At 46.0% G+C, this 20,685-nt stretch carries 15 protein-coding genes and 1 tRNA gene; 13 read left to right on the forward strand and 3 right to left on the reverse strand.

What is annotated here, in order from left to right; all coding sequences use genetic code 11:
* Nucleotides 1–71: 71 nt before the first annotated feature.
* Nucleotides 72–608 carry a cupin domain-containing protein gene (locus FYJ57_RS02015; protein WP_154431346.1) on the reverse strand — a complete coding sequence of 179 codons (537 nt, stop codon included), beginning with the start codon at nt 606–608 and terminating at the stop codon, nt 72–74.
* A 225-nt stretch (nt 609–833) separates the two neighbouring features.
* Between FYJ57_RS02015 and FYJ57_RS02020 the strand changes: the two genes are divergently transcribed.
* From FYJ57_RS02020 to thrS, 7 genes are all read left to right on the forward strand, one after another.
* Nucleotides 834–1,925 carry an FtsW/RodA/SpoVE family cell cycle protein gene (locus tag FYJ57_RS02020; RefSeq protein ID WP_022171102.1) on the forward strand — a complete coding sequence of 364 codons (1,092 nt, stop codon included), beginning with the start codon at nt 834–836 and terminating at the stop codon, nt 1,923–1,925.
* A gap of 32 nt (nt 1,926–1,957) precedes the next feature.
* Nucleotides 1,958–3,226 carry a UDP-N-acetylglucosamine 1-carboxyvinyltransferase gene (gene murA, locus FYJ57_RS02025; RefSeq protein ID WP_328597422.1) on the forward strand — a complete coding sequence of 423 codons (1,269 nt, stop codon included), beginning with the start codon at nt 1,958–1,960 and terminating at the stop codon, nt 3,224–3,226.
* The gene (locus FYJ57_RS02030; RefSeq protein WP_154431347.1) at nt 3,223–4,608 is read left to right on the forward strand and encodes a cell division protein FtsQ/DivIB; all 1,386 of its coding nucleotides are present in this window, start codon (nt 3,223–3,225) and stop codon (nt 4,606–4,608) included. The genes murA and FYJ57_RS02030 overlap by 4 nt, the downstream gene beginning before the upstream one ends.
* Nucleotides 4,609–4,803: 195 nt before the next feature.
* A complete protein-coding gene (gene ftsZ / locus FYJ57_RS02035; RefSeq protein ID WP_106491605.1) occupies nt 4,804–5,958 on the forward strand; it encodes a cell division protein FtsZ in 1,155 nt (384 codons plus the stop codon).
* Between the two features lie 132 nt (nt 5,959–6,090).
* Nucleotides 6,091–7,200 carry a DUF362 domain-containing protein gene (locus FYJ57_RS02040; protein ID WP_154431348.1) on the forward strand — a complete coding sequence of 370 codons (1,110 nt, stop codon included), beginning with the start codon at nt 6,091–6,093 and terminating at the stop codon, nt 7,198–7,200.
* A gap of 71 nt (nt 7,201–7,271) precedes the next feature.
* Nucleotides 7,272–8,264, forward strand: coding sequence for a 2-hydroxyacid dehydrogenase (locus FYJ57_RS02045; RefSeq protein WP_277663235.1), 993 nt, complete (start codon nt 7,272–7,274; stop codon nt 8,262–8,264).
* A 397-nt stretch (nt 8,265–8,661) separates the two neighbouring features.
* Nucleotides 8,662–10,437 (forward strand): threonine--tRNA ligase, encoded by a 1,776-nt coding sequence (gene thrS, locus FYJ57_RS02050; protein ID WP_022171108.1) that lies wholly within the window; start codon nt 8,662–8,664, stop codon nt 10,435–10,437.
* Nucleotides 10,438–10,629: 192 nt separating this feature from the next.
* Here thrS and FYJ57_RS02055 read toward each other — a convergent pair.
* Nucleotides 10,630–10,712: transfer RNA gene (locus tag FYJ57_RS02055), tRNA-Leu, on the reverse strand.
* A 197-nt stretch (nt 10,713–10,909) separates the two neighbouring features.
* On the opposite strand from FYJ57_RS02055, the gene FYJ57_RS02060 reads away from it, so the two are divergent.
* The 6 genes from FYJ57_RS02060 (at nt 10,910) to FYJ57_RS02085 (ending at nt 19,943) form a co-directional block, all read left to right on the forward strand.
* Nucleotides 10,910–11,092 (forward strand): DUF6472 family protein, encoded by a 183-nt coding sequence (locus FYJ57_RS02060; RefSeq protein ID WP_154431349.1) that lies wholly within the window; start codon nt 10,910–10,912, stop codon nt 11,090–11,092.
* Nucleotides 11,093–11,223: 131 nt separating this feature from the next.
* The gene (locus tag FYJ57_RS02065; protein ID WP_117525083.1) at nt 11,224–11,970 is read left to right on the forward strand and encodes a hypothetical protein; all 747 of its coding nucleotides are present in this window, start codon (nt 11,224–11,226) and stop codon (nt 11,968–11,970) included.
* A gap of 241 nt (nt 11,971–12,211) precedes the next feature.
* Nucleotides 12,212–13,465, forward strand: coding sequence for an exonuclease SbcCD subunit D (locus FYJ57_RS02070; RefSeq protein WP_154431350.1), 1,254 nt, complete (start codon nt 12,212–12,214; stop codon nt 13,463–13,465).
* Nucleotides 13,462–16,173 (forward strand): AAA family ATPase, encoded by a 2,712-nt coding sequence (locus tag FYJ57_RS02075; protein WP_154431351.1) that lies wholly within the window; start codon nt 13,462–13,464, stop codon nt 16,171–16,173. Before FYJ57_RS02070 ends, FYJ57_RS02075 begins: the two co-directional genes overlap by 4 nt.
* Nucleotides 16,174–16,304: 131 nt before the next feature.
* Entirely contained in the window at nt 16,305–17,675 is a 1,371-nt protein-coding gene (locus FYJ57_RS02080) for an aminopeptidase (protein ID WP_118574840.1), read from the forward strand.
* Nucleotides 17,676–17,891: 216 nt separating this feature from the next.
* The gene (locus FYJ57_RS02085) at nt 17,892–19,943 is read left to right on the forward strand and encodes a HelD family protein (protein WP_154431352.1); all 2,052 of its coding nucleotides are present in this window, start codon (nt 17,892–17,894) and stop codon (nt 19,941–19,943) included.
* 50 nt (nt 19,944–19,993) lie between these two features.
* On the opposite strand, the gene FYJ57_RS02090 is transcribed toward FYJ57_RS02085, so the two are convergent.
* Nucleotides 19,994–20,500 carry a transcription repressor NadR gene (locus FYJ57_RS02090; protein WP_154431353.1) on the reverse strand — a complete coding sequence of 169 codons (507 nt, stop codon included), beginning with the start codon at nt 20,498–20,500 and terminating at the stop codon, nt 19,994–19,996.
* Nucleotides 20,501–20,685: the final 185 nt, after the last annotated feature.

Here is a 20,685-nt window from a genome sequence, read left to right on the forward strand (position 1 = left end):
AACGAAGGTGATTTTTTATGCATTTTGGCTCGTAACTGTGAAGGTACTGAACAGTTATCTCCTTTTTATCATCAGAAATTTGGCGGGGAGGAGATCCACAGGATCGTAGCACCCCATTTTCCGGCTTCCAGCCAGTGTTCCTGGCCGGCGGGAAAATAAAACGTTTCTCCTTTTTGTATGCGGTAGGTTTTCTTACCCAGCGTAAGAAGGATACTTCCTTCCAGCACATAGCCCATTTCCTCGCCTGCATGAGGGGGTTCCACACAGGAACGCCCCCGGGGAGCAAGGGTCATACGGATGGGTTCCATCTGATTTTTCTGTGCGTTTGGAACCAGCCATTCAATCTGGTGTCCAAGTTCAGGATCATCTTTCAGAAAATAATCTTCTTCTCGAAAGACAATCTGTTCCGGTGTGTCATCTGTAAAAAATTCCTGAAGGTTGCTGCCAAGACACTGCAGGATATCTGCGAGGGTACTGATGGATGGTGAGGTAAGGTTTCGCTCAACCTGGGAGATGAATCCTTTGGTAAGTTCAGCCCGGTCTGCCAGTTCCTGCTGAGTCAGTCCATTCTGTGTCCGCAGACTTTTCAGTTTTGTTCCAATGTCCATAAAAACTCCTTTAAAAGGCACACGAAAATCCCGATTATCAGCCATGTGGCAGGTAAAGAGCCCCGTCTTACCGATAATCGGGAAAGTATCGTATTACTAAATTCTGTGTTTACTATTATTAAAATCAATTATAAAAAAAAAACGATATTTGTCAATGGAAATTTATTAAAAAAGTACTGAATATTTTTGCGATTCATAGACTGAAAAAAAAAGCGTGTAAAATCTATGAAAAAAGTACAAAAAGAAGGGAAGGAAGATGAGCTTCTGATCCTTTTCGTAGCGATATTGACACTGGCCGGATTATTTTTTTTATATAGTACAGGTACATATAATGGAAAAGTAAAGTTTGGAGATGCAGGATACTATCTGAAAAAGCAGTTATTTGCCAGTGTGCTGGGCATGATTGCTTTTTGGGTGATGGCACGGATCGATTATCATCGGGTGGCGGCTTTTGCCACGGTACTGTATCTGTGTTCCATCGCGTTGTCTACGGCTGTCTTATTTGTAGGAAGATCCTATAATGGGTCAAAACGCTGGCTGGCACTGGGACCATTGTCGTTTCAGCCGGCGGAATTTGCAAAAGCAGCGGTAATACTGTTTCTGTCATTCAGGATCAGCAACCGGAAGAAAAAGACAGACAGTCTCTGGTTTATGCTCCGGACGATGGCGGCGCTGTTACCGATTGTCGGGCTGGTGGGAACAAATAATCTGAGTACGGCGATTATTATTCTTGGTATCGGCGTGATTCTGATCTTTGTGGCACACCCGAGGTATCTGCCTTTTCTTGGAATAGGAGCCGCGGGGATTGGATTTGTCGCGATTTTTTTGAGTATGGAAAGTTATCGGCTCGAACGCCTTGCCATCTGGAGGGATCCGGAAAAATATGAAAAAGGGTTTCAGACGATCCAGGGCTTGTATGCGATCGGAAGTGGGGGAATCTTCGGGCGTGGGATGGGAAACAGTCTGCAAAAATTGGGATTTGTACCCGAAGCACAAAATGATATGATTTTTTCCATCATCTGTGAGGAAACAGGACTGTTTGGAGCTATACTGGTTATCCTTCTGTTTGGAGGCCTGATCTGGAGACTCATGGTGGCAGCAGTTCGGGCAGAGGATCTGCTGGGAGAACTGATAGGCGCCGGAATCATGGGCCATATTGCACTCCAGGTAATCCTGAATATTGCTGTTGTTACAAATACGATTCCCAATACCGGGATTACATTGCCGTTTATCAGTTATGGAGGAACATCTGTATTGTTTTTGATGGGAGAGATGGGGCTTGCATTGTCAGTCACCAGATATTCCCGTGCTGCATAGAATAAGATAACAGGGCATGTGGGAGCAAACGAGTGAGTGAAATATGGATGCGTGGAAATGGTCCGCTGGAAGGAGAAGTAAAGGTTCAGGGATCGAAGAATGCTGCCCTGCCAATGATGGCGGCTGCAGTGCTGCATGAGGGAAGGACCGTGCTTCACAACTGTCCCCGGATTGCAGATGTGTTTGAAATGGAAGCAATCCTGCGGTCGATCGGAGTAAAGACCGCGTGGAGTGGCCATACACTGGAGCTGGACTGTAATAAGATCTGTGAGACCGGTATTCCCGGAGAAGAGACGCGCACGATGCGATCTTCCATCCTGCTGCTCGGAAGTATGCTTGGAAGATGTAAGCGGATCCGGATCGGTTATCCCGGCGGCTGTACGATCGGGGCACGTCCTGTTGATCTGCATCTGGATGCAATGAAAAAAATGGGTGTCCTGATCAGGGAAATAGAGGGGGAGATCTGCGGAGAATGTCCGGAGGGTCTTTCCGGTGCACATATTCATTTTCCGATTTCCAGTGTGGGTGCTACGGAAAATGCTTTGCTTGCAGGTGTTACGGCACAGGGGGAAACGCTTCTTGAAAACTGTGCCCTGGAGCCGGAAATCATGCATCTATGTCATTTTTTACAGGCGATGGGAGCGGAAATCCGTGGGATCGGAACAAGAAAAATCTGGATGCGCAGAGCCGCGGCTTTGCGGGATGTGGAATATACGATTCCTACAGACCGGATCGTAGCGGGAACCTGTCTGTATGCTGCTGCAGCCACAAGAGGTCAGATCGGTCTGAAAGATGTGGATCCGCAGGAAATGAAATCTGTACTTCGGGTATATGAGAAAATGGGTGGACAATGGGAGATGAGGAGTGGTACACTAAGGGCGAATGCAGCCGGAATCCGTTTTCCGGTGGAGCAGGTGTGTACGATGCCGTATCCCGGATTTCCCACGGATATGCAGTCAATTTTGATGTCGGTGCTTCTTACAGTTCCGGGAGAAAGCAGGATCGAAGAAAGGATTTTTGAAAAACGCTTTCAGATAGTGGAAGAGCTGAGAAAAATGGGAGGCAGGATCACGGTTACCGGCAGACAGGCGGTTGTCTGTGGTGGCAGAAAACTGACGGGGACAACGGTATGTGCCAGGGAACTGCGTGGAGGTGCTGCGCTTGTGGTGGCGGGGCTTTCAGCACAGGGAGAAAGCGTCGTGAAACATGCGGAGTATATAGAACGGGGATATGAACGACCGGATCAGTTGTTCGGGCAATTGGGTGCGGTAATCAGAATAAGGGAACAGGTGGAAGAATGAAAAAAAGATTCAGAAGAATAGAGCTGACAAAAGAAGGAAAAATGATTACAGCCGGAGCTGTGGCAGCCATCGTGCTGCCGGCTCTGCTGGCATTTTTCTTTTTGTTTCGGGTGGACAAAGTGTATGTGGTGGGAAATACCAGATACACCGATGAAGAAGTAAAAGAATATGTGATGACAACACCATTGACATCTAACACGGTGCTTGCGATGTTATTTGAAAGACATAAAAATGCAGAAAATATTCCGTTTGTGGATTCTTTTGATCTTGAGAGAGTCAATGCCCATACCATTCGGATCCATGTAAATGAGAAAAAAATTGTCGGTTATATCACACAGGGAACAGAGAGGCTGTATTTTAACAAGGACGGACTTGTGGTGGAAGTGACTGCTATGGAGCAGGATGAAATTGATTCCATGGATCAGGAAGAAGAAGAACTGAATCAGTTAAAGGAGCAGGCCTCACAGGAAGCTGCCGCAAAAGAAGCGGATGCGGCACTGGAAGCTCTGACAGGAGAAAGTGCCGATACAACGGACAGGGCAGATACAGAAGATGCACAGAAAGAAGATGGTACAGAGAGTGATACGCAACAGGCAGACAGTACAGAGGGACAGGTACTGCAGGCTGTAGAGTCTGATACCGGGAATGAAAACGCGACAAAATTTAAGGCAGCAGTAACAGATGTGCCAAGAGTTATCGGCATCACAGATAAGGAAAAAGGTATCGCACTCGGAGATACGATTCCGGCGATTGCAGATGGTATCTATAATACAATTCTTGGAATCACCCGTATGGTGGAAAAGTATGAAATTCTTCCGGAGATGGTGTGTTTTGATGAGAATCAGGAGATTATTCTGGTGTATAACAACGGAAACATCCACTGCAATCTGGGAAAAGATACGCTGTTGGAGGAAAAGATTACCAGAGTAGCGGCAATTCTTCCAAAATTATCTGATTTTACGGGTATTCTCCACCTGGAAGATTATGAAACGGATATTACCAACATTATCTTTTCGAAAGAGACGCTGTATACACTGAAAATGGAAATTGCACAGATTGAGGGAAGAGACTTCGGCGAAGATACGGAAGATCCGGCGGCAGATACACAAACTGAAGACGGATCTCAGGATCCGGCAGGAGAGGGAGAGGGCAGCGCAGATTCTGCAACAGATGAAAGTGATACACAAGGAGACACCGTGACAGATCCTGATGCTTCCGGTGAAGATACAAAGACACAGGATGACAGCACACAGGACAACGGATCCGGAGACGGAAGCGATAACAGTACTACCGAAGAGGACGGGGGGATGACGGACACCGGGGCAGGAACAGAACAAAACGGTACAGATACGTCGGAGACACAGAAAACTGCGGGGGAGTAAACCGCAGGAAAACAAAATCCGGAAAAACCTTACAAAATTCGAAAAAAAACATGAAATCTGAAAAAAATAGTTGATTAATCAGAGAAGAAATTATATTATATAACCATATGTAACTCTTTAAGATAAGGCAAAAGTACCCTGAAGGGAATAAATATAAGCGCAAGCAAAAAAGGAGGAAGTACTTTGTTAGAGATTATGACAAATGAAGCGGAATCATCTGCAAAGATTATAGTAATTGGTGTAGGTGGAGCCGGTAATAATGCAGTAAACCGCATGGTAGAAGAAACAATCGGCGGTGTGGAGTTTATCGGGGTAAACACTGATAAACAGGCTTTGACTCTTTGCAAAGCTCCTACCGTATTACAGATAGGTGAGAAACTGACAAAAGGTCTTGGAGCCGGAGCAAAGCCTGAGATCGGTGAAAAAGCGGCAGAAGAGAGTATGGAAGAGATCCGTCAGCTGATGGAAGGTGCTGACATGGTATTCGTTACCTGTGGTATGGGTGGCGGAACCGGAACAGGTGCTGCACCGGTTGTTGCAGGTATTGCAAAAGAGATGGGCATCCTGACTGTCGGTGTTGTGACAAAACCGTTCCGTTTTGAGGCAAAAACCCGTATGAGCAACGCTCTGATGGGAATTGATAAATTAAAAGACAACGTAGACACTCTGATCGTTATCCCGAATGATAAACTGCTTGAGATCGTTGACCGTCGGACTACGATGCCGGAAGCACTGAAGAAAGCAGATGAAGTTTTACAGCAGGCAGTACAGGGCATCACAGACCTGATCAACATGCCGGCACTGATCAACCTGGATTTCGCAGATGTTCAGACTGTCATGAAAGACAAAGGAATCGCTCATATCGGTATCGGCGAGGCAAAGGGCGACGACAAAGCACTGGAAGCTGTACAGCAGGCTGTATCCAGTCCGTTGCTTGAGACAACCATCCAGGGTGCAAGCCATGTGATCATTAACATCTCCGGAGATATCTCCCTGATGGATGCAAATGATGCTGCAAGCTATGTACAGAACCTGGCAGGCGAAGATGCAAACATCATCTTTGGTGCCATGTATGATGATACCGCAGTAGATTCTGCTAAGATCACGGTTATTGCAACCGGACTGAATGATGCAACTGCAAAACAGGCAAGCGTAAGCAAAGCTTCTGCAGTACCTGCTCAGCCAGTACAGACTGCACAGGTAAAAGAAGCAGCACCGGAAAAACCTGCATTTTCCCAGGGTATGACGATGCCGAGTTTCCAGATGCCAAAAGCAAATCCGGGAGCACCGACCAGCAGTACTGTTCCGAGAAAAGATATCCAGATTCCGGATTTCCTGAAAAGAAGATAAAGCGCAACTATTCAGTAGGTAGCATTCTGCGAGAGTACTGAACAGTTACGATAAAACAGAAAAATAAAAACCCCGGGGTGAACTCCGGGGTTTTTTGACTCTTACGTAAAAAGCAGACAGAAAGGAACAGATATGGAAAAAGAAGAATTACTGTTGATTCATGGAACAGAGTATAAAGAGATGACAAAAGAGATCCTGTATGCTGCCGGACTGGAAGCACAGATCGGAGCGAGGGGGAAAAAGATTGGGATCAAGCCGAACCTGGTGGCTCCGTCGGAGGCTTTTCTGGGGGCAACAACTCATCCTGAAATTGTGGCTGGAATCATCGAATATCTGCAGGAAGCGGGATTTCAGAATATCATCATGCTGGAAGGTTCCTGGGTAGGGGATAAGACGAGAGAATCCATGCAAGTCTGTGGATATGAGAAGCTGAGCGAAATGTACAAGGTTCCATTTAAAGATATGCAGGCAGATCCCGGAGAACTGACGGAGTGCGGAGGGATGGAACTTGAGATCTGCCGGGAGGCAAAAAGTCTCGATTTTCTGATCAATGTACCGGTGATGAAGGGGCATTGCCAGACGAAGATCACCTGTGCACTGAAGAATATGAAGGGACTGCTTCCAAACCGGGAAAAACGTCATTTTCACGCGATGGGACTGCATAAACCGATTGCACACCTGGCAGTCGGGCTGCATCAGGATTTTATTCTGGTTGACAATATCTGCGGGGACTGGGACTTTGAGGACGGAGGCAATCCGGTGGAGATGAACCGTTTGATCGCCGGAAGAGATCCGGTACTGGTCGATGCATTTGTCTGCCATGAGATGGGGTATGGGGTGGAAGAAGTGCCGTATATCCGAATGGCAGAAGCGCTGGGGGCCGGATGTGCAGACTGGACACAGGCCCGGATCCGGGAACTGAATCCACCGGTTTCACAGGTGGTAAAGACCGGAAGGAGAAAAGTAGTGGAAGTAGCGGATGCCGTAGAGGAGGTGGAGTCCTGCAGTGCCTGTTACGGATATCTGATTCCTGCACTCGACCAGTTAAAAGAAGAAGGCGTTCTGGAAAAACTGGATACGAAGATATGTATCGGACAGGGATATCGGGGAAAGACAGGAACGCTTGGAATCGGCAGCTGCACCAGGGGGTTTGCTTCCTGTCTGCAGGGATGTCCGCCTACTGATGAGGAAATCTATCAATTTCTAAAAAAATGTATACAGGAAAAAGAAGAAAGGATATAATAAGAAAGACAGAAAACTGTCTGGAAAATAATGTTTCTATATGAAAAAAACAGAAAAAGGAGGAGCATGCTGTGAAGATTTTATTTTATGATACAAAAAGTTATGATAAAGAGTCTTTTGAAGCAAAAGCAAAAGACTATCCGGATATTCAGATCGAATATCTGAAATCTGAACTGGTTCCGAGTACTGCAAAACTGGCAAAAGGATACGATGCGATCTGTGCATTTGTCAGCAGTGATGTGGGAACCGAAACGATCGATGTCCTGTCTGCGTGTGGAGTGAAACTGATTCTGATGCGCTGTGCGGGATTTAACAATGTGGATGTGGAGAAAGCGACCGCATGTGGAATCAAAGTCATGCGTGTGCCCGGATATTCCCCGGAAGCTGTAGCAGAACACGCGATGGCACTGGCACTGGCTGCCACCCGGAGAATCCACAAAGCCTATGTGAGAGTTCGCGAAAACGACTTCAGCCTTGGTGGTATGCAGGGAGTAAATTTCTACCGGAAAACAGCCGGTATCGTGGGAACCGGTAAAATCGGTGCGGCAATGGCGAGAATCTGTCATGGATTTGGCATGAATGTCATTGCCTATGATAAATATCAGAATCCGGCACTGGATTTCGTAAAATACGTATCGTTGGATGAACTGCTGGCGCAGAGTGACCTGATTTCCCTTCACTGCCCACTGATGGATGAGACCTATCATATGATCAATCGGGAATCTATCAGAAAGATGAAAGATGGTGTGATCCTGGTCAATACCTCCCGTGGTGGTCTGGTAAAGACAGAAGATCTGATCGAGGGAATCCGTGCAAGAAAATTCTTTGCAGTCGGCCTGGATGTATACGAAGAAGAAAAGAAAAATGTATTTGAAGACCGTTCCGATGAGATTATGGAGACTTCAGTGACGGCGAGATTGCTGTCCTTCCCGAATGTTATTATTACCTCTCATCAGGGATTCTTCACTTATGAAGCATTGGATGCCATCAGTGAGACAACTCTTAACAATGCAATGGCGTTTACAAAAGGGGAAAGAACAGGAAACGAAGTGGAAATTGAGTAAAAAAGCATTGAATTTCCATCGGTATTATATTATAATGAACTCGGTTTAGAAAATAGTATGAAAAAGCGTTGACGAAGAAAGTAATGCAGTCAGATCTATACAGAGAGAGAAATGTATGGTGGAAGTTTCTTATGGACAGGTTGCAGGAAAACCACTTCTGAGTTGTGCGTAGAAGGATGAGATTTCATCCGAAGCGTTACCGGGTTGCTCTGTTACAGGCAATAAGAGAAAAATAAGGTGGAACCGTGCATAATAGCACCCTTAGGTGGCAGTCTGTCATCTAAGGGTGTTTTTTCGTTACTCGGGTAATGAGTTAAAGTCTGTTCTTTCATGGAATCTTGACTACTGCCGCAATAGCGTGTTTTTCTCGCTGACAATGGTAAAAAGGAGAAGAAAAATGGTAAATTTTAAAGAAGATGAACAGTTAAAAACATTGAATCATTCCTGTGCCCATGTAATGGCTCAGGCGATCAAACATCTGTATCCACAGGCAAAGTTCTGGGTTGGACCTGTTGTTGCAGAGGGCTTCTATTATGATATTGATCTTGGAGAGGATGTAATTCGTGATGAGGACATCGAAAAGATCACAAAAGAGATGAAAAAAGTTGTAAAATCCGGCAAAAAGATCATCCGTCGTGAAGTGTCTAAAGAAGAAGCACTGGAAATGTTCGCCGATGATCCTTATAAACTGGATCTGATCGCAGATCTGGAAGAGGGAAATATCACTGTTTACGATCAGGGTGACTTTACCGATTTGTGTCGTGGACCTCACGTGGATAATGTAAAACTTTGTAAACATTTTAAACTGATTCGTCACTCCGGAGCTTACTGGAAGGGTGACAGTAAAAACAAAATGCTGCAGCGTATCTACGGTGTATGTTTCCCGACCGCAGAAGAACTGGAAGCACATCTGCAGTTACTGGAGGAAGCAAAAGAAAGAGATCACAGAAAGATTGGAAAAGATATGAATTTGTTCATGGTTGACGATCTGGTTGGACGTGGTCTGCCGATGTTCCTGCCGAAAGGATATACAATCTGGCAGGAGCTGGAAAATTACATCAAGGAAAAAGAACGTAAACTGGGTTATCTGCATGTTATGACACCTTGTGTTGGTACTGTCAACCTGTATAAGACTTCCGGCCACTGGGATCATTACAAAGAGAACATGTTCCCGCCGATGGAGATGGAAGGGGAATCTTTTGTTCTTCGTCCGATGAACTGTCCGCATCATATGATGATTTATGCAAATAAAAGACATTCTTATAAAAACCTGCCGATCCGTATCGGCGAGATTGCGCATGACTTCCGTTATGAGAGCAGCGGAACGCTGAAAGGTATCGAACGGGGAAGACATTTCTGTCAGAACGATGCCCATCTGTTTGTAACACCGGAACAGATCAAGGATGAATTTACAAAAGTAGTAGAACTGATCTTCAGTACCTATAAAGATTTCGGAATCACCAATTATCGTTGTGTACTGTCTCTGCGTGATCCGGAAAACAAAGAAAAATATCATGATGATGATGAGATGTGGAACACAGCAGAAGATGCACTGCGTGATGTAATGAACAGCATCGGAATCGAATACACCGAAGAAATCGGAGAAGCTGCATTCTATGGCCCGAAACTGGATGTCAATGTACAGCCTGCCATCGGTAACGAGATTACCCTGTCTACCTGTCAGCTGGACTTCTGCTTGCCGGCGAAATTCAATCTGTCCTACATCGACAGCAACGGAGAAAAACAGACACCGGTTGTTTTGCACCGCGCAATTCTTGGATCTCTGGATCGTTTCATGGCATACATTCTGGAAGAGACCAAAGGAAACCTGCCGACCTGGCTGGCACCTGTTCAGGCACGTGTTATGCCGGTTAAGACCGACGATGAAGGTCTGAATGCATATGCACAGGAAATCGTGGATGCATTGGAAGCAGCAGATGTCCGTGTGGAACTGGATGACCGTGCAGAAAAACTTGGGTATCGTATGCGTGAAGGTCAGGTAGAAAAAGTACCGTATCTGCTGGTTGTCGGATTCAATGAAAAAGACGACAGAACCGTTTCCTTCCGTCTGCATGGCGAAAAAGAAACTACGGTTCTGCCACTGGATACTTTTGTAGAAAAGATCAAAGCAGAGATTGCAGAAAAATCAAGAGAACACATTCACGTAAACTAATTTCAGGAAAACGGGAAGAATTATGTTTTATTGATATACAATAAAAAAATCCCCTGTGGAAGTTCAGGATTTCCAACAGGGGATTTTTTTCAGTGAATATCAATAATTAATCCAATGGATTGATTTTATTAGCAGAAATATACGTCCGTGTAAAGAAAAAGCTGCTGCATATGATGTATGCAACAGCTCGGATGCCGCTGGCCGGACTCGAACCGGCACGGCTGTTAACCGCTTGATTTTGAGTCAAGTGCGTCTGCCAATTCCGCCACAGCGGCATGAAAAACGGTTCGCTAAAACCGACCTTTATAATATCATATCAGCGGATAAAAAGCAAGCATTTTATTTTGAGATGGAAAAATAGATTTCCACTTGTATCGGAGTAAGAGAGCGGATATAATAAAAAACAGGGCTCTCTACACAGCGAAAGCAGAGCCGGAAAAAGGACTGCAAATAAGAAAACGGGGGAAAAGTGATGGCAGAACAGACAAACTGTGAGAGTTGTGCGAATTATGTATACGATGAAGAATCCGATTGCTACTGCTGCGAAGTGGATCTGGATGAAGATGAGATGTATCGGTTTTTAAGTGATACTTTTTACCAGTGTCCGTATTATCAGCTGGACGACGAATATCGGATCGTAAGAAAACAAATGTAAAAAAAGAATAAAGTCTCTGTTTCAGTTTGACAAACAAAAGATTCTTCATTAAAATTGAAAAATAGTGGTAACTGTAAAGTTATAAAGCAGTTACGGACAGTGAAAAAGAAACAGGAGAACGGAGGAAAACTATGTATCAATATCAGGATCAGAAGGAAATGCGCCGGGCCCTTAACGGCAAGATGATCGTTATGCTGGTGGGAATCATGCTGGTTATGACAGCTCTGACATCCAGCCTGTCCTACGGTATGCGGTGCTGGTCAATGGCAGGAATGGCGGACAAGGGGAATGAAGAGGTTCTGGAGGCATTAAAACAGATTGACATTACAAGCGGAACACTTCGCGCATGCAGCGTAGTATATTATATTCAGGCAGTGATCGAAACCATGGTTGGAATCTTTTGTTTCCGGTTAAACAATCGGCTGGATAAGGTTGCACTTTTGTGGAAAATGAGCCTGGGAATTCTGGGTCTCGAAGTTCTGGCGGGTGTTGCACTGACAGCAATGCATATGATCAGTCCGTTTATGATCATTTCCAATCTGCTGTTACCGTTGTTTCTGCTCTGGGCGGTTAGTGGCCTGAAAAAGGTAGCGAAAAATCATCCGGATCGTATCTATGCGGTAGAACCGAACAATCGGAAAAAAGGAAAGGAAGCAGATAAAACTTCCGTTCAACCGAAAAAAGCAGGACAGAAGAAAAGTCTGATGGAGCATGCAACACAGGTAACACCGGAGAATATCACACCACTGGAACTGACCAGGGAACTGGAGAAAGAAGATGCCAACGTAACAGAAGAGGTTCAGGAAGCATCTGAGGAAGAGGTTGCAGAAGTGACAGAAACAAAAGAAGAGAAAAAGGAAACACAGGAGCAAGAATAAGGATCAAAATTCCCTGCCATCCGGCCAATGACCGGTTGTGTGGGGAATTTTATAGTTTACGCGAGCAACGAGTCAAAGTCCGTGCTTGCACGAGACCTTGACGACTGCCGCGGTAGTTTGAGAAACTCGCGGAGCGTGTTTCTCATAGTCTATGCGAGCAACGAGTCAAAGTCCGTGCCTGCACGAGACCTTGACGACTGTCGCGATAATGTGAGAAATCTAACAGAAAGAAGGCGAGGCAATGCATTTTTTTCATTTATCCGATCTGCATATCGGGAAGCAGTTATATGGATATTCTCTGCTGGAAGATCAGGAGTGGATCCTGACAGAGATTTATGAATTGATCCGGGAGAAACGACCGGACGGTGTCCTGATCGCTGGTGATGTGTATGACAAATCAGTACCTGCAGCGGAAGCGGTTACGGTATTTGACCGGTTTCTTACCAAAGTAAGCCAGCTGGAACCGAAGATTCCGGTGCTGATCATCAGCGGGAATCATGATTCTCCGGAACGACTGGCGTTCGGTGCAAAGATTCTGAGCAGGCAACAGATCTATGTGGCGGGAACCTGTCCACAGATACCGGAAGACCATCTGAAAAAGGTCACTTTTCAAGATGAATGGGGAGAGACAGAGGTATGGATGCTTCCGTTTGTGAAACCTGGATATGTGCGAAAACTAATGGAAGAGAGCAAAAAGGAAACAGACAGAGAGGACGGAGCAGGAGAACAAAGAGACCGCGACGGGGAAACAGAGATAAAAGTGAAAAACGGATGGGAAGAGATACGCAGGGATTATAATGAGGCGGTAAAATTTCTTCTGGAGAGAGAGCAGGTGGATACGGAGAAACGAAATATACTGATTTCCCATCAGTTCTATACTGCAGGTGGTGAGACACCGAAAACCAGTGATTCCGAGACGATAAGTGTGGGAGGACTTGATCAGGTGGATATTTCGTGTCTTGCGCCGTTTTCCTATGTGGCACTGGGACATATCCACCGCCCGCAGTCGATGGGAAGAGAAAGTATCCGTTACTGTGGTTCGATGTTAAAATACTCGCTCAGTGAGTGGGAACAGGAAAAATCGGTGACAGAAGTGATTCTGAAAGCACCGGGACAGGAACCGGTGATTCAGCTGCATCCGCTGCATCCGTTACGGGAGATATGCGTGATCAGGGGAAGACTGGAAGAGATTCTGGAAGCGAACAAAGACAGTATCTGCGAGGATTATGTCAGTATTGTTCTGACGGATGAAGAGGAACTGTATCAGCCGAAGGAACAGCTGGAACGGATCTTTACGCATATTCTGGAAGTGAGGACAGAGAGAAACCGGAAGCTTGTACAAGAATGGGAAGACGGACAGGCAGAGGATACACAGACAGATCCGAAACTGGTTTTTGAACAGTTCTTTTCCCAGATTCAGGGACGGAAGCTGCAGGAAGAAGAGGCGGCAGTGCTGGAAGAAGTATTTGCGAAAATCAGGGAGGAAGAAGGATGAGACCGATGATACTGACGATGTCCGCATTTGGCTCTTATGCGGACTGCGTGACAATAGATTTCGGGCAGGTGCAGCAGGGTGTGTTTCTGATCACGGGAGATACCGGGGCAGGTAAGACAACGATCTTTGACGGGATCACCTATGCACTGTATGGACAGACCAGCGGTGGACGGAGAGACGGAACCATGATGCGCAGCCAGTACGCGCCGGATGGGACGAAGACATATGTGGATCTGACATTTTCCACCGGGGGACAGGTCTGGCGGGTGCTTCGAAGTCCGGAGTATGAGAGGGAGAGCAAACGACGGAACAAAGACGGTGGAAGGACGATGACAAAGGAGCGGGGCAGCGTGGAGCTGTATCAGCCGGATGGCAGTCTGTATCCGGGAAACAGACAGGAAGTTAACCGGAAACTGGTGGAAATCCTCGGTGTGGATGCCAGGCAGTTTATGCAGATCGCGATGATCGCACAGGGAGATTTTCTGCGGCTGCTGCTGGCAAAGTCCGATGAGCGAAAAGAAATTTTCTCCCGGATCTTTGATACAAGAATCTTCGGACGGGTGCAGGAGGAACTGAAAAACAGGAACAAACGGTGTTACGGTGAGCTGGAGGATAACAGAAAGTCCTGTCTGCGGGAGATAGAACAGCTGGAAGTTTCGGAAAGCACGGTTCAGGAAAAGGAGGAACTGCTCCGGACAGGACAGAAAGAACCGGATCTTGAGGCTGTGCTTGCTTTTGCAGAGCGCATGCTGGAAGAAGATAAATTGCAGTATGAACAGAGCCGGAAAGAAATGAAAAAAACAACTGCGACGCTGGAAAAACTGAATCAGCGCTACAGTGTGGAAAAAGAGAGAGCAGAGAGTTTTTCAAAACTTGCGCAGCTGGAAAAACAGATTCGTGTGCTGGAAGAGAAAAGAGAAGAAAAGGAACAGGAAAAGGAACGGATCGGTGCCGCAAAGCGGGCGGCAAAAGTAGAAATGGTTTATGTAGGCTACCGGGAGACTGCAGAGAGCAGAGAACGGATGCAGATGCAGGAAAAACAGCTGAAAGCGTGGCTGGAGGAACGGAAAGAGGAAACAGAAAAACTGAAAGAAAAGGAGAAAACCTGGAATAGTTATGTGCAGAAACTGGAGGAGAAAGAAGTGCCGGTGCTTGAACGGCTGCGACAGGCACTTGAACAGTACGGACAGTTGCAGAGCCATCTGAAAGAAGCACAGCGTCTGGAAATACACCGGCAGCAGGCAGCAGACAGTTACCGGAAAGCAGACCTTTCTTACCGGCAGCAGGCCCAACGTTATGAAACTCTGTATCAGGAATATCTTGCCGGACAGGCAGGGATTCTTGCTTCCGGGCTACAGGACAATTATCCCTGTCCGGTATGTGGTTCCCTCCATCATCCGGCTCCGGCGGAGCCGGTTTCCGAGAATCTGAGCCAGGAACTGGTGGAAAAAGAGAGAGAACGCCGAAATCAGGCGGAAAATACCAGGGAAGACCGAAGACAGAAGTATCAGCAGTCAGAAAACCTCTATCAGCAGGAAATAGCGGTCATCCGGGAGCAGCAAACGCATCTGTTACATAGAGAACAGACAGAGGAAGAAAGTCTGGAAGTGATGAAAAACCGCTGGGAAGACTGGGAAGAAAAAGCCCGGAAACGATTGATAGACGGAGAAGAAAAGCTTCAGATATCCAAAAAAGAGCTGGATCGTATCTCCGGGAGCCTGCAAAAATTCCTGCAGGAAGAAAACAGGAAAAAAGGTCAGCTGGAAGAGGTACAGCGACAGTGTAAAACTTTAAAACAACAGGAACAGGAAAAACAGAACGCTTATGAACAGGTGCGGAGGGAACAGCTTTTTGAAAAAGAAGAGGATTTTAAGAAAGCATGCATGAAACCTGCGGAGCTTGAGCGGAGGCAGAAAGCAATAGATGCCTACGAAGAGGAGTTGCGCCGGAGCTGTCAGGAAGTGGAATGGCTGAGAAGCCAGCTGAAAGAAAAAGAAGCCCCGGATCTTGAACAGACGGAAAAGGAGTTGAAAGAACAAAAAGAACAGCAGAGGCTGAAGGAGAGAGAACTCCGAAAGCTTTACAGCCGACGAGAGACGAATCAGCAGGCAAACCGAAGACTGCAGCAGCTGACGAAGGAGAGAGAAGAACTGCGAAAACGGTATCAGGTACTGAATACTCTGAGTCGCACTGCCAACGGGAGCCTTACCGGCACGGCAAAGATCGATCTGGAATCGTATATGCAGCGTCAGTATTTTCAGCATATGATCCGATGTGCCAATCGTCATCTGGAACGGATGGCTGCCGGACAGTTTCTGCTAAAATGCAGAAGTATGGAAAACCTTTCCACTCAGGGGAATACCGGTCTTGATCTGGATGTCTACAGTCTGATCACCGGAAAGGTGCGGGATGTCAAGACCCTTTCCGGTGGAGAATCCTTCATGGCAGCACTGGCACTGGCACTTGGTATGACGGATGTGATCACACAGGCTGTGGGAGCAGTTCATATCGATACCTTATTTATTGATGAAGGATTTGGTTCACTGGATGAAAACGCCAGGGAACAGGCAATCCGTATCCTCCAGGGACTCTCCGGAGGCAGCCGGCTGGTGGGAATCATTTCCCATGTAACGGAACTGAAAGAACAGATTGAGCAGAAGCTGGTGGTGACAAAAGGAAAATCCGGAAGCAAAGTCGAGTGGAAATAAGAAAAAGACCTATGCAGACCGCAAAATTTGTGGTACTGTTTTTAATATGGTCTGCAAGGACAAAAAGTAGTGTAACTGTGAAGATGTTGAACAGTTACAAAGTAGTTACAAAGCAGAAAGGGGTAAGAATCATGAGACAGTATCATGAGACAGAAAAAAAAGAGATCCAGAAACTGGCAAAGATGTACCGGGAATTTCTGGATGCAGGAAAGACAGAGCGGGAATGCAGCAGCAATATCTGCAGAATCGCAAAAGAACAGGGTTTTGAAAATCTGGAGGATGTGATCCGTGAAGGAAAGCAGCTGAAAGCCGGAGATAAAATCTATGCGGAAAATATGAAAAAATCCGTAATCATGATGGAAATCGGAACAGATGATATCGAAAACGGTATGCTCCTGATAGGTTCCCACATCGATTCTCCGCGTCTGGACATCAAACAGAACCCGTTATATGAAAACGGAGGTATGGCTTATCTGGACACCCATTATTATGGTGGAATCAAAAAATACCAGTGGGTAGCTTCTCCGATGGCGATCCACGGTGTGATCGTAAAAACAGACGGAACAACCGTGCAGATAAACATAGGTGAGAAACCGGAAGATCCGGTTGTGGGAGTGACCGACATTCTGGTGCATCTGTCCGCAAAACAGATGGAGAAAAAAGGAAGCGTTGTCGTTGAAGGAGAAGCACTGGATCTTCTGGTGGGCAGTCAGCCGATGGATAAAAAAGAAGATGAAAAGGAAGAAAATCCGGTCAAAGCTTATGTGTTACAGCTGTTAAAAGAACAGTATGGCATTGAAGAAAAAGATTTTGTATCTGCCGAGCTTGAGGTTGTGCCGGCAGGAGCAGCAAGGGATTTCGGTCTGGACAGCAGCATGATCATGGCTTACGGACAGGATGACAGAATCTGTGCCTTTACTTCTCTGATGGGATTCTTACACAGCAAACCGTCTGCAAAGACAAAAGTATGCCTGTTTGTGGATAAAGAAGAGATCGGAAGCGTGGGAGCAACCGGTATGCATGCTCATTTTCTGGAAAATACTGTTGCAGAAGTGATCAACAGTCAGGGGGAATACTCTGAACTGAAACTGCGCCGCGCTCTGAAAAACTCAAAAATGCTGTCTGCAGATGTCAATGCCGGATATGATCCGCTGTATGCTGAAGTATTTGAAAAGAATAATTCCGCGTACGTTGGAAAAGGAGCGGCGATAAGCAAATATACCGGAGCAAGAGGAAAGAGCGGTTCTAATGATGCCAATGCAGAATATCTGGGTATCTTACGTAAAGCGTTTGATGATGCAAAAGTGGAATACCAGACAGCAGAACTGGGACGAATCGATGCAGGCGGCGGTGGAACTATCGCTTATATTCCGGCAGCTTACGGTATGGATGTGATCGATATCGGTGTACCGATCCTGAATATGCATGCACCGTATGAAGTAAGTTCCAAGGCAGATGTATACGAGACAACCAAATGCTACAAAGCATTTTATGAAATGTAGTAACTATTCAGTAGCCACTGTCCCGCGAGGTGTTTTGACATGAATATGTCAAAATCCCGAGACATACAAGCCAAAATGCCATCACCGAAGGTGATTTTTTATGCATTTTGGCTCGTAACTGTGAAGGTACTGAACAGTTATGAAATGTAAATAACAGGGGCTGTGGTGCGTGCCGGTAAGACCGTACAACAGCCTCTTGTATAAAGGAAGAGGACGATGACAGACCAAACTGCTTACTTAAACCTGGTACTAGAAAAACTGAAAGAACGAATCGCAAAGCTGAATCTGTCCCTTGAAGAAGGGGCAAAAGAAGTAGAAGACATGCATGAATACTACTGGGAAAACTATACGGAGATGGATCAGTACGGATATGAGGATTATGATAATCAGCAGGCTCTGTTGAATCAGCTGAATACAAATCAGCAGCAGATGCATCTGAAACACCGGTTTCAGAAAATGCTTGATTCCCCTTTCTTTGGCAGAGTGGATTTCTGTTATGACGGAGAAGATGCGGCGGAAAGTTTTTATATTGGTATCGGCAATTTTGCTGAAAGAACCGGACAGACACCTCTGGTATATGACTGGCGTGCCCCGGTGAGCGGTCTCTTTTATGATTTCGATAAAGGAGAAGCCTGGTATGAAGCACCGGGAGGACGGATGGATGGAGAAATTGTCTCCAAGTGGCAGTATAAGATCAAAAACGGGAAAATGATCTATGCCTTTGAGAGTGATGTGAAGATCGATGATGATATCCTGAAAGCGGAGCTTGGAGCCAATGGAGATGTCCAGCTGAAAAATATTGTGCGGACGATCCAGAAAGAGCAAAATGCGATTATCCGAAATACCAGTGATCGGATTCTGGTGATCCAGGGAGTGGCTGGAAGCGGAAAGACTTCGGTGGCACTTCACAGGATTGCGTATCTTTTATATCATGACCGGAAAAACCTGAAATCCTCGAATATTCTGATCTTATCGCCAAATGGTGTATTTTCAGATTATATTTCCCATATTTTACCGGAACTGGGAGAAGAAAATATTCAGGAAATGAGTTTTGATCTCTTTGCTTACCGGGAACTCAAAGATGTGGTGCCGGACTGTGAAGACCGGTATGATATGATTGAAAGGAACCTGGTACAGCCGAAGGAGCGGGGAAGATACTGGGAAAAGCAGTCTCCGGATTTTCTGAACCAGATGGAAGGTTATCTGATGGAACTAGAGGACAGTCTGATGGATATCCGGGATTTTACGTATCGAAATTACGAGATCAAAGCATCCCGGATCCTGCTTCTATTTTATACCCGGTTTCTGGAGATTCCGTTACTGTCCCGGATGGATGCAGTGCGGGAATATGTGGTTGATGATTATGAAACTCTTGCCGGACGGGATCTGAACGAGGAAGAACAGCAGTATTTTTACGAACAGTTCATGGCGATGTATGAGACGAGAGATATCTATGTGCTGTACAGCCGTTTTCTGGAGTCTGTCGGGATGCGTCCGCTCCCATCGGTATGGTATGAGAAGCGTATGCTGCGTTATGAGGATGTCTATCCGGTGCTGTATCTGAAATATCGTCTGTTACAGCCCGCAAAACGCGCAGGAGTCAAACATCTGGTAATCGATGAGATGCAGGATTATACGCCGATGCAGTACCAGATTTTGTCACAGCTTTTTCCGTGCAAGATGACGATTCTTGGAGACCGGGCACAGACTATGGATGAAAAACAGCAGGATGTGCTGACATTTTTACCGGGTATTCTCGGGAAAAAACTTCGAAAAATCGTGATGGATAAAAGCTATCGGAATACGGTGGAAATCGCTGCTTATGCGGCTGAACTTGCCGGAATTACTGATCTTAAACTTTTTGAACGCCATGGAAAACCGGTGTGTGAGAAAAAAATCACAGAGGAAGAAGTTACCGCACAGATTCTGAAGGAACTGCGGGTACAGCCGGACGGTTATGAGACAGCAGCAGTTCTTACCATAACCGATCAGGAAGCGTGGAAGATGGCAGCAATCCTGAAAAAAGAGCTGGGAGATGAACAGGTTACCTATATGAACAAGGACAGTTCCCGGTTCAAAAAAGGTATTACGGTGACAACGTTCTATCTTGCGAAGGGTCTGGAATTCGATCAGGTATTTACTGTCTGGGGAAGACAGCCGGAGGACGATCTGATCCGGCAGGCAAAATATATCTGTGCAACGAGAGCACTGCACGAACTGTATATGTATCAGGTTGTGACAGAGAAAAGCAGAGACAATAGAGAATAAGATACCGGGAAAATAGAAAACGGACAAAAAAGGATATCATAGCCAGAAAGTTACTGGCAGAGATATCCTTTCTTTCCTAATTCCTGTCCGATCAGATCCAGAGTTTCGCCGGAGTCCGCGGAGACGGTATGATAATGGTAATCGGAAGTGACATCTTTCAGTGGCGTGGATTTGCCACTTTTTAACTCTTCCAGAAAGATCTGTACGTCTCTGCGTGATGAAATATGCAAGGGTGCCTGAAGCTGGCCGTAGATTTTATGATGAACAAAGACATCTTCAACGGTGCCGCCGAGATCCACAATGGTGCATAACTCATCGACAATCTGTTCGCTGGTGTGAAAAACTTTGAAAATACGGGAGACACGGAGAGGGGCCTGGATCAGATACCCGCGATTGGTGGAAAGCACTTCATGTCCCTGAGCACGAAGCAGTGCCATATCCTGAACAATCACCTGGCGGCTGACGGTAAAATGCTTTGCCAGTGAGGCACCGGAAATTGGTGTCTGTGTCCCGGATAAAAGTTGTAATAGTTCCTGTCGGCGTTCGCTGCCTGTCATGAGATTCCTCCTGTTGTGATATGATATGAGAATTATAAGCGTACAGAGTACGGAACAATTCGGTATCAAAGAGGTCAGAATACCTTTTGATCCCGACATCTTAATATATAAAAGAGTATATGCCAGAAAGAGGATAATTTCCAGTTATATTTTATGAGAAATTTATAAAAATTTTCTGATAGTTT

This window comes from Oliverpabstia intestinalis, from assembly GCF_009696065.1.
Lineage (GTDB): Bacteria > Bacillota > Clostridia > Lachnospirales > Lachnospiraceae > Oliverpabstia > Oliverpabstia intestinalis.

Coding starts and splice junctions, on each gene's coding strand:
- FYJ57_RS02015 (WP_154431346.1), bottom strand. CDS start 608: ATGGACATTGGAACAAAACTGAAAAGTCTGCGGACACAGAATGGACTG.
- FYJ57_RS02020 (WP_022171102.1), top strand. CDS start 834: ATGAAAAAAGTACAAAAAGAAGGGAAGGAAGATGAGCTTCTGATCCTT.
- FYJ57_RS02030 (WP_154431347.1), top strand. CDS start 3,223: ATGAAAAAAAGATTCAGAAGAATAGAGCTGACAAAAGAAGGAAAAATG.
- ftsZ (WP_106491605.1), top strand. CDS start 4,804: ATGACAAATGAAGCGGAATCATCTGCAAAGATTATAGTAATTGGTGTA.
- FYJ57_RS02040 (WP_154431348.1), top strand. CDS start 6,091: ATGGAAAAAGAAGAATTACTGTTGATTCATGGAACAGAGTATAAAGAG.
- thrS (WP_022171108.1), top strand. CDS start 8,662: ATGGTAAATTTTAAAGAAGATGAACAGTTAAAAACATTGAATCATTCC.
- FYJ57_RS02060 (WP_154431349.1), top strand. CDS start 10,910: ATGGCAGAACAGACAAACTGTGAGAGTTGTGCGAATTATGTATACGAT.
- FYJ57_RS02065 (WP_117525083.1), top strand. CDS start 11,224: ATGTATCAATATCAGGATCAGAAGGAAATGCGCCGGGCCCTTAACGGC.
- FYJ57_RS02070 (WP_154431350.1), top strand. CDS start 12,212: ATGCATTTTTTTCATTTATCCGATCTGCATATCGGGAAGCAGTTATAT.
- FYJ57_RS02075 (WP_154431351.1), top strand. CDS start 13,462: ATGAGACCGATGATACTGACGATGTCCGCATTTGGCTCTTATGCGGAC.
- FYJ57_RS02080 (WP_118574840.1), top strand. CDS start 16,305: ATGAGACAGTATCATGAGACAGAAAAAAAAGAGATCCAGAAACTGGCA.
- FYJ57_RS02085 (WP_154431352.1), top strand. CDS start 17,892: ATGACAGACCAAACTGCTTACTTAAACCTGGTACTAGAAAAACTGAAA.
- FYJ57_RS02090 (WP_154431353.1), bottom strand. CDS start 20,500: ATGACAGGCAGCGAACGCCGACAGGAACTATTACAACTTTTATCCGGG.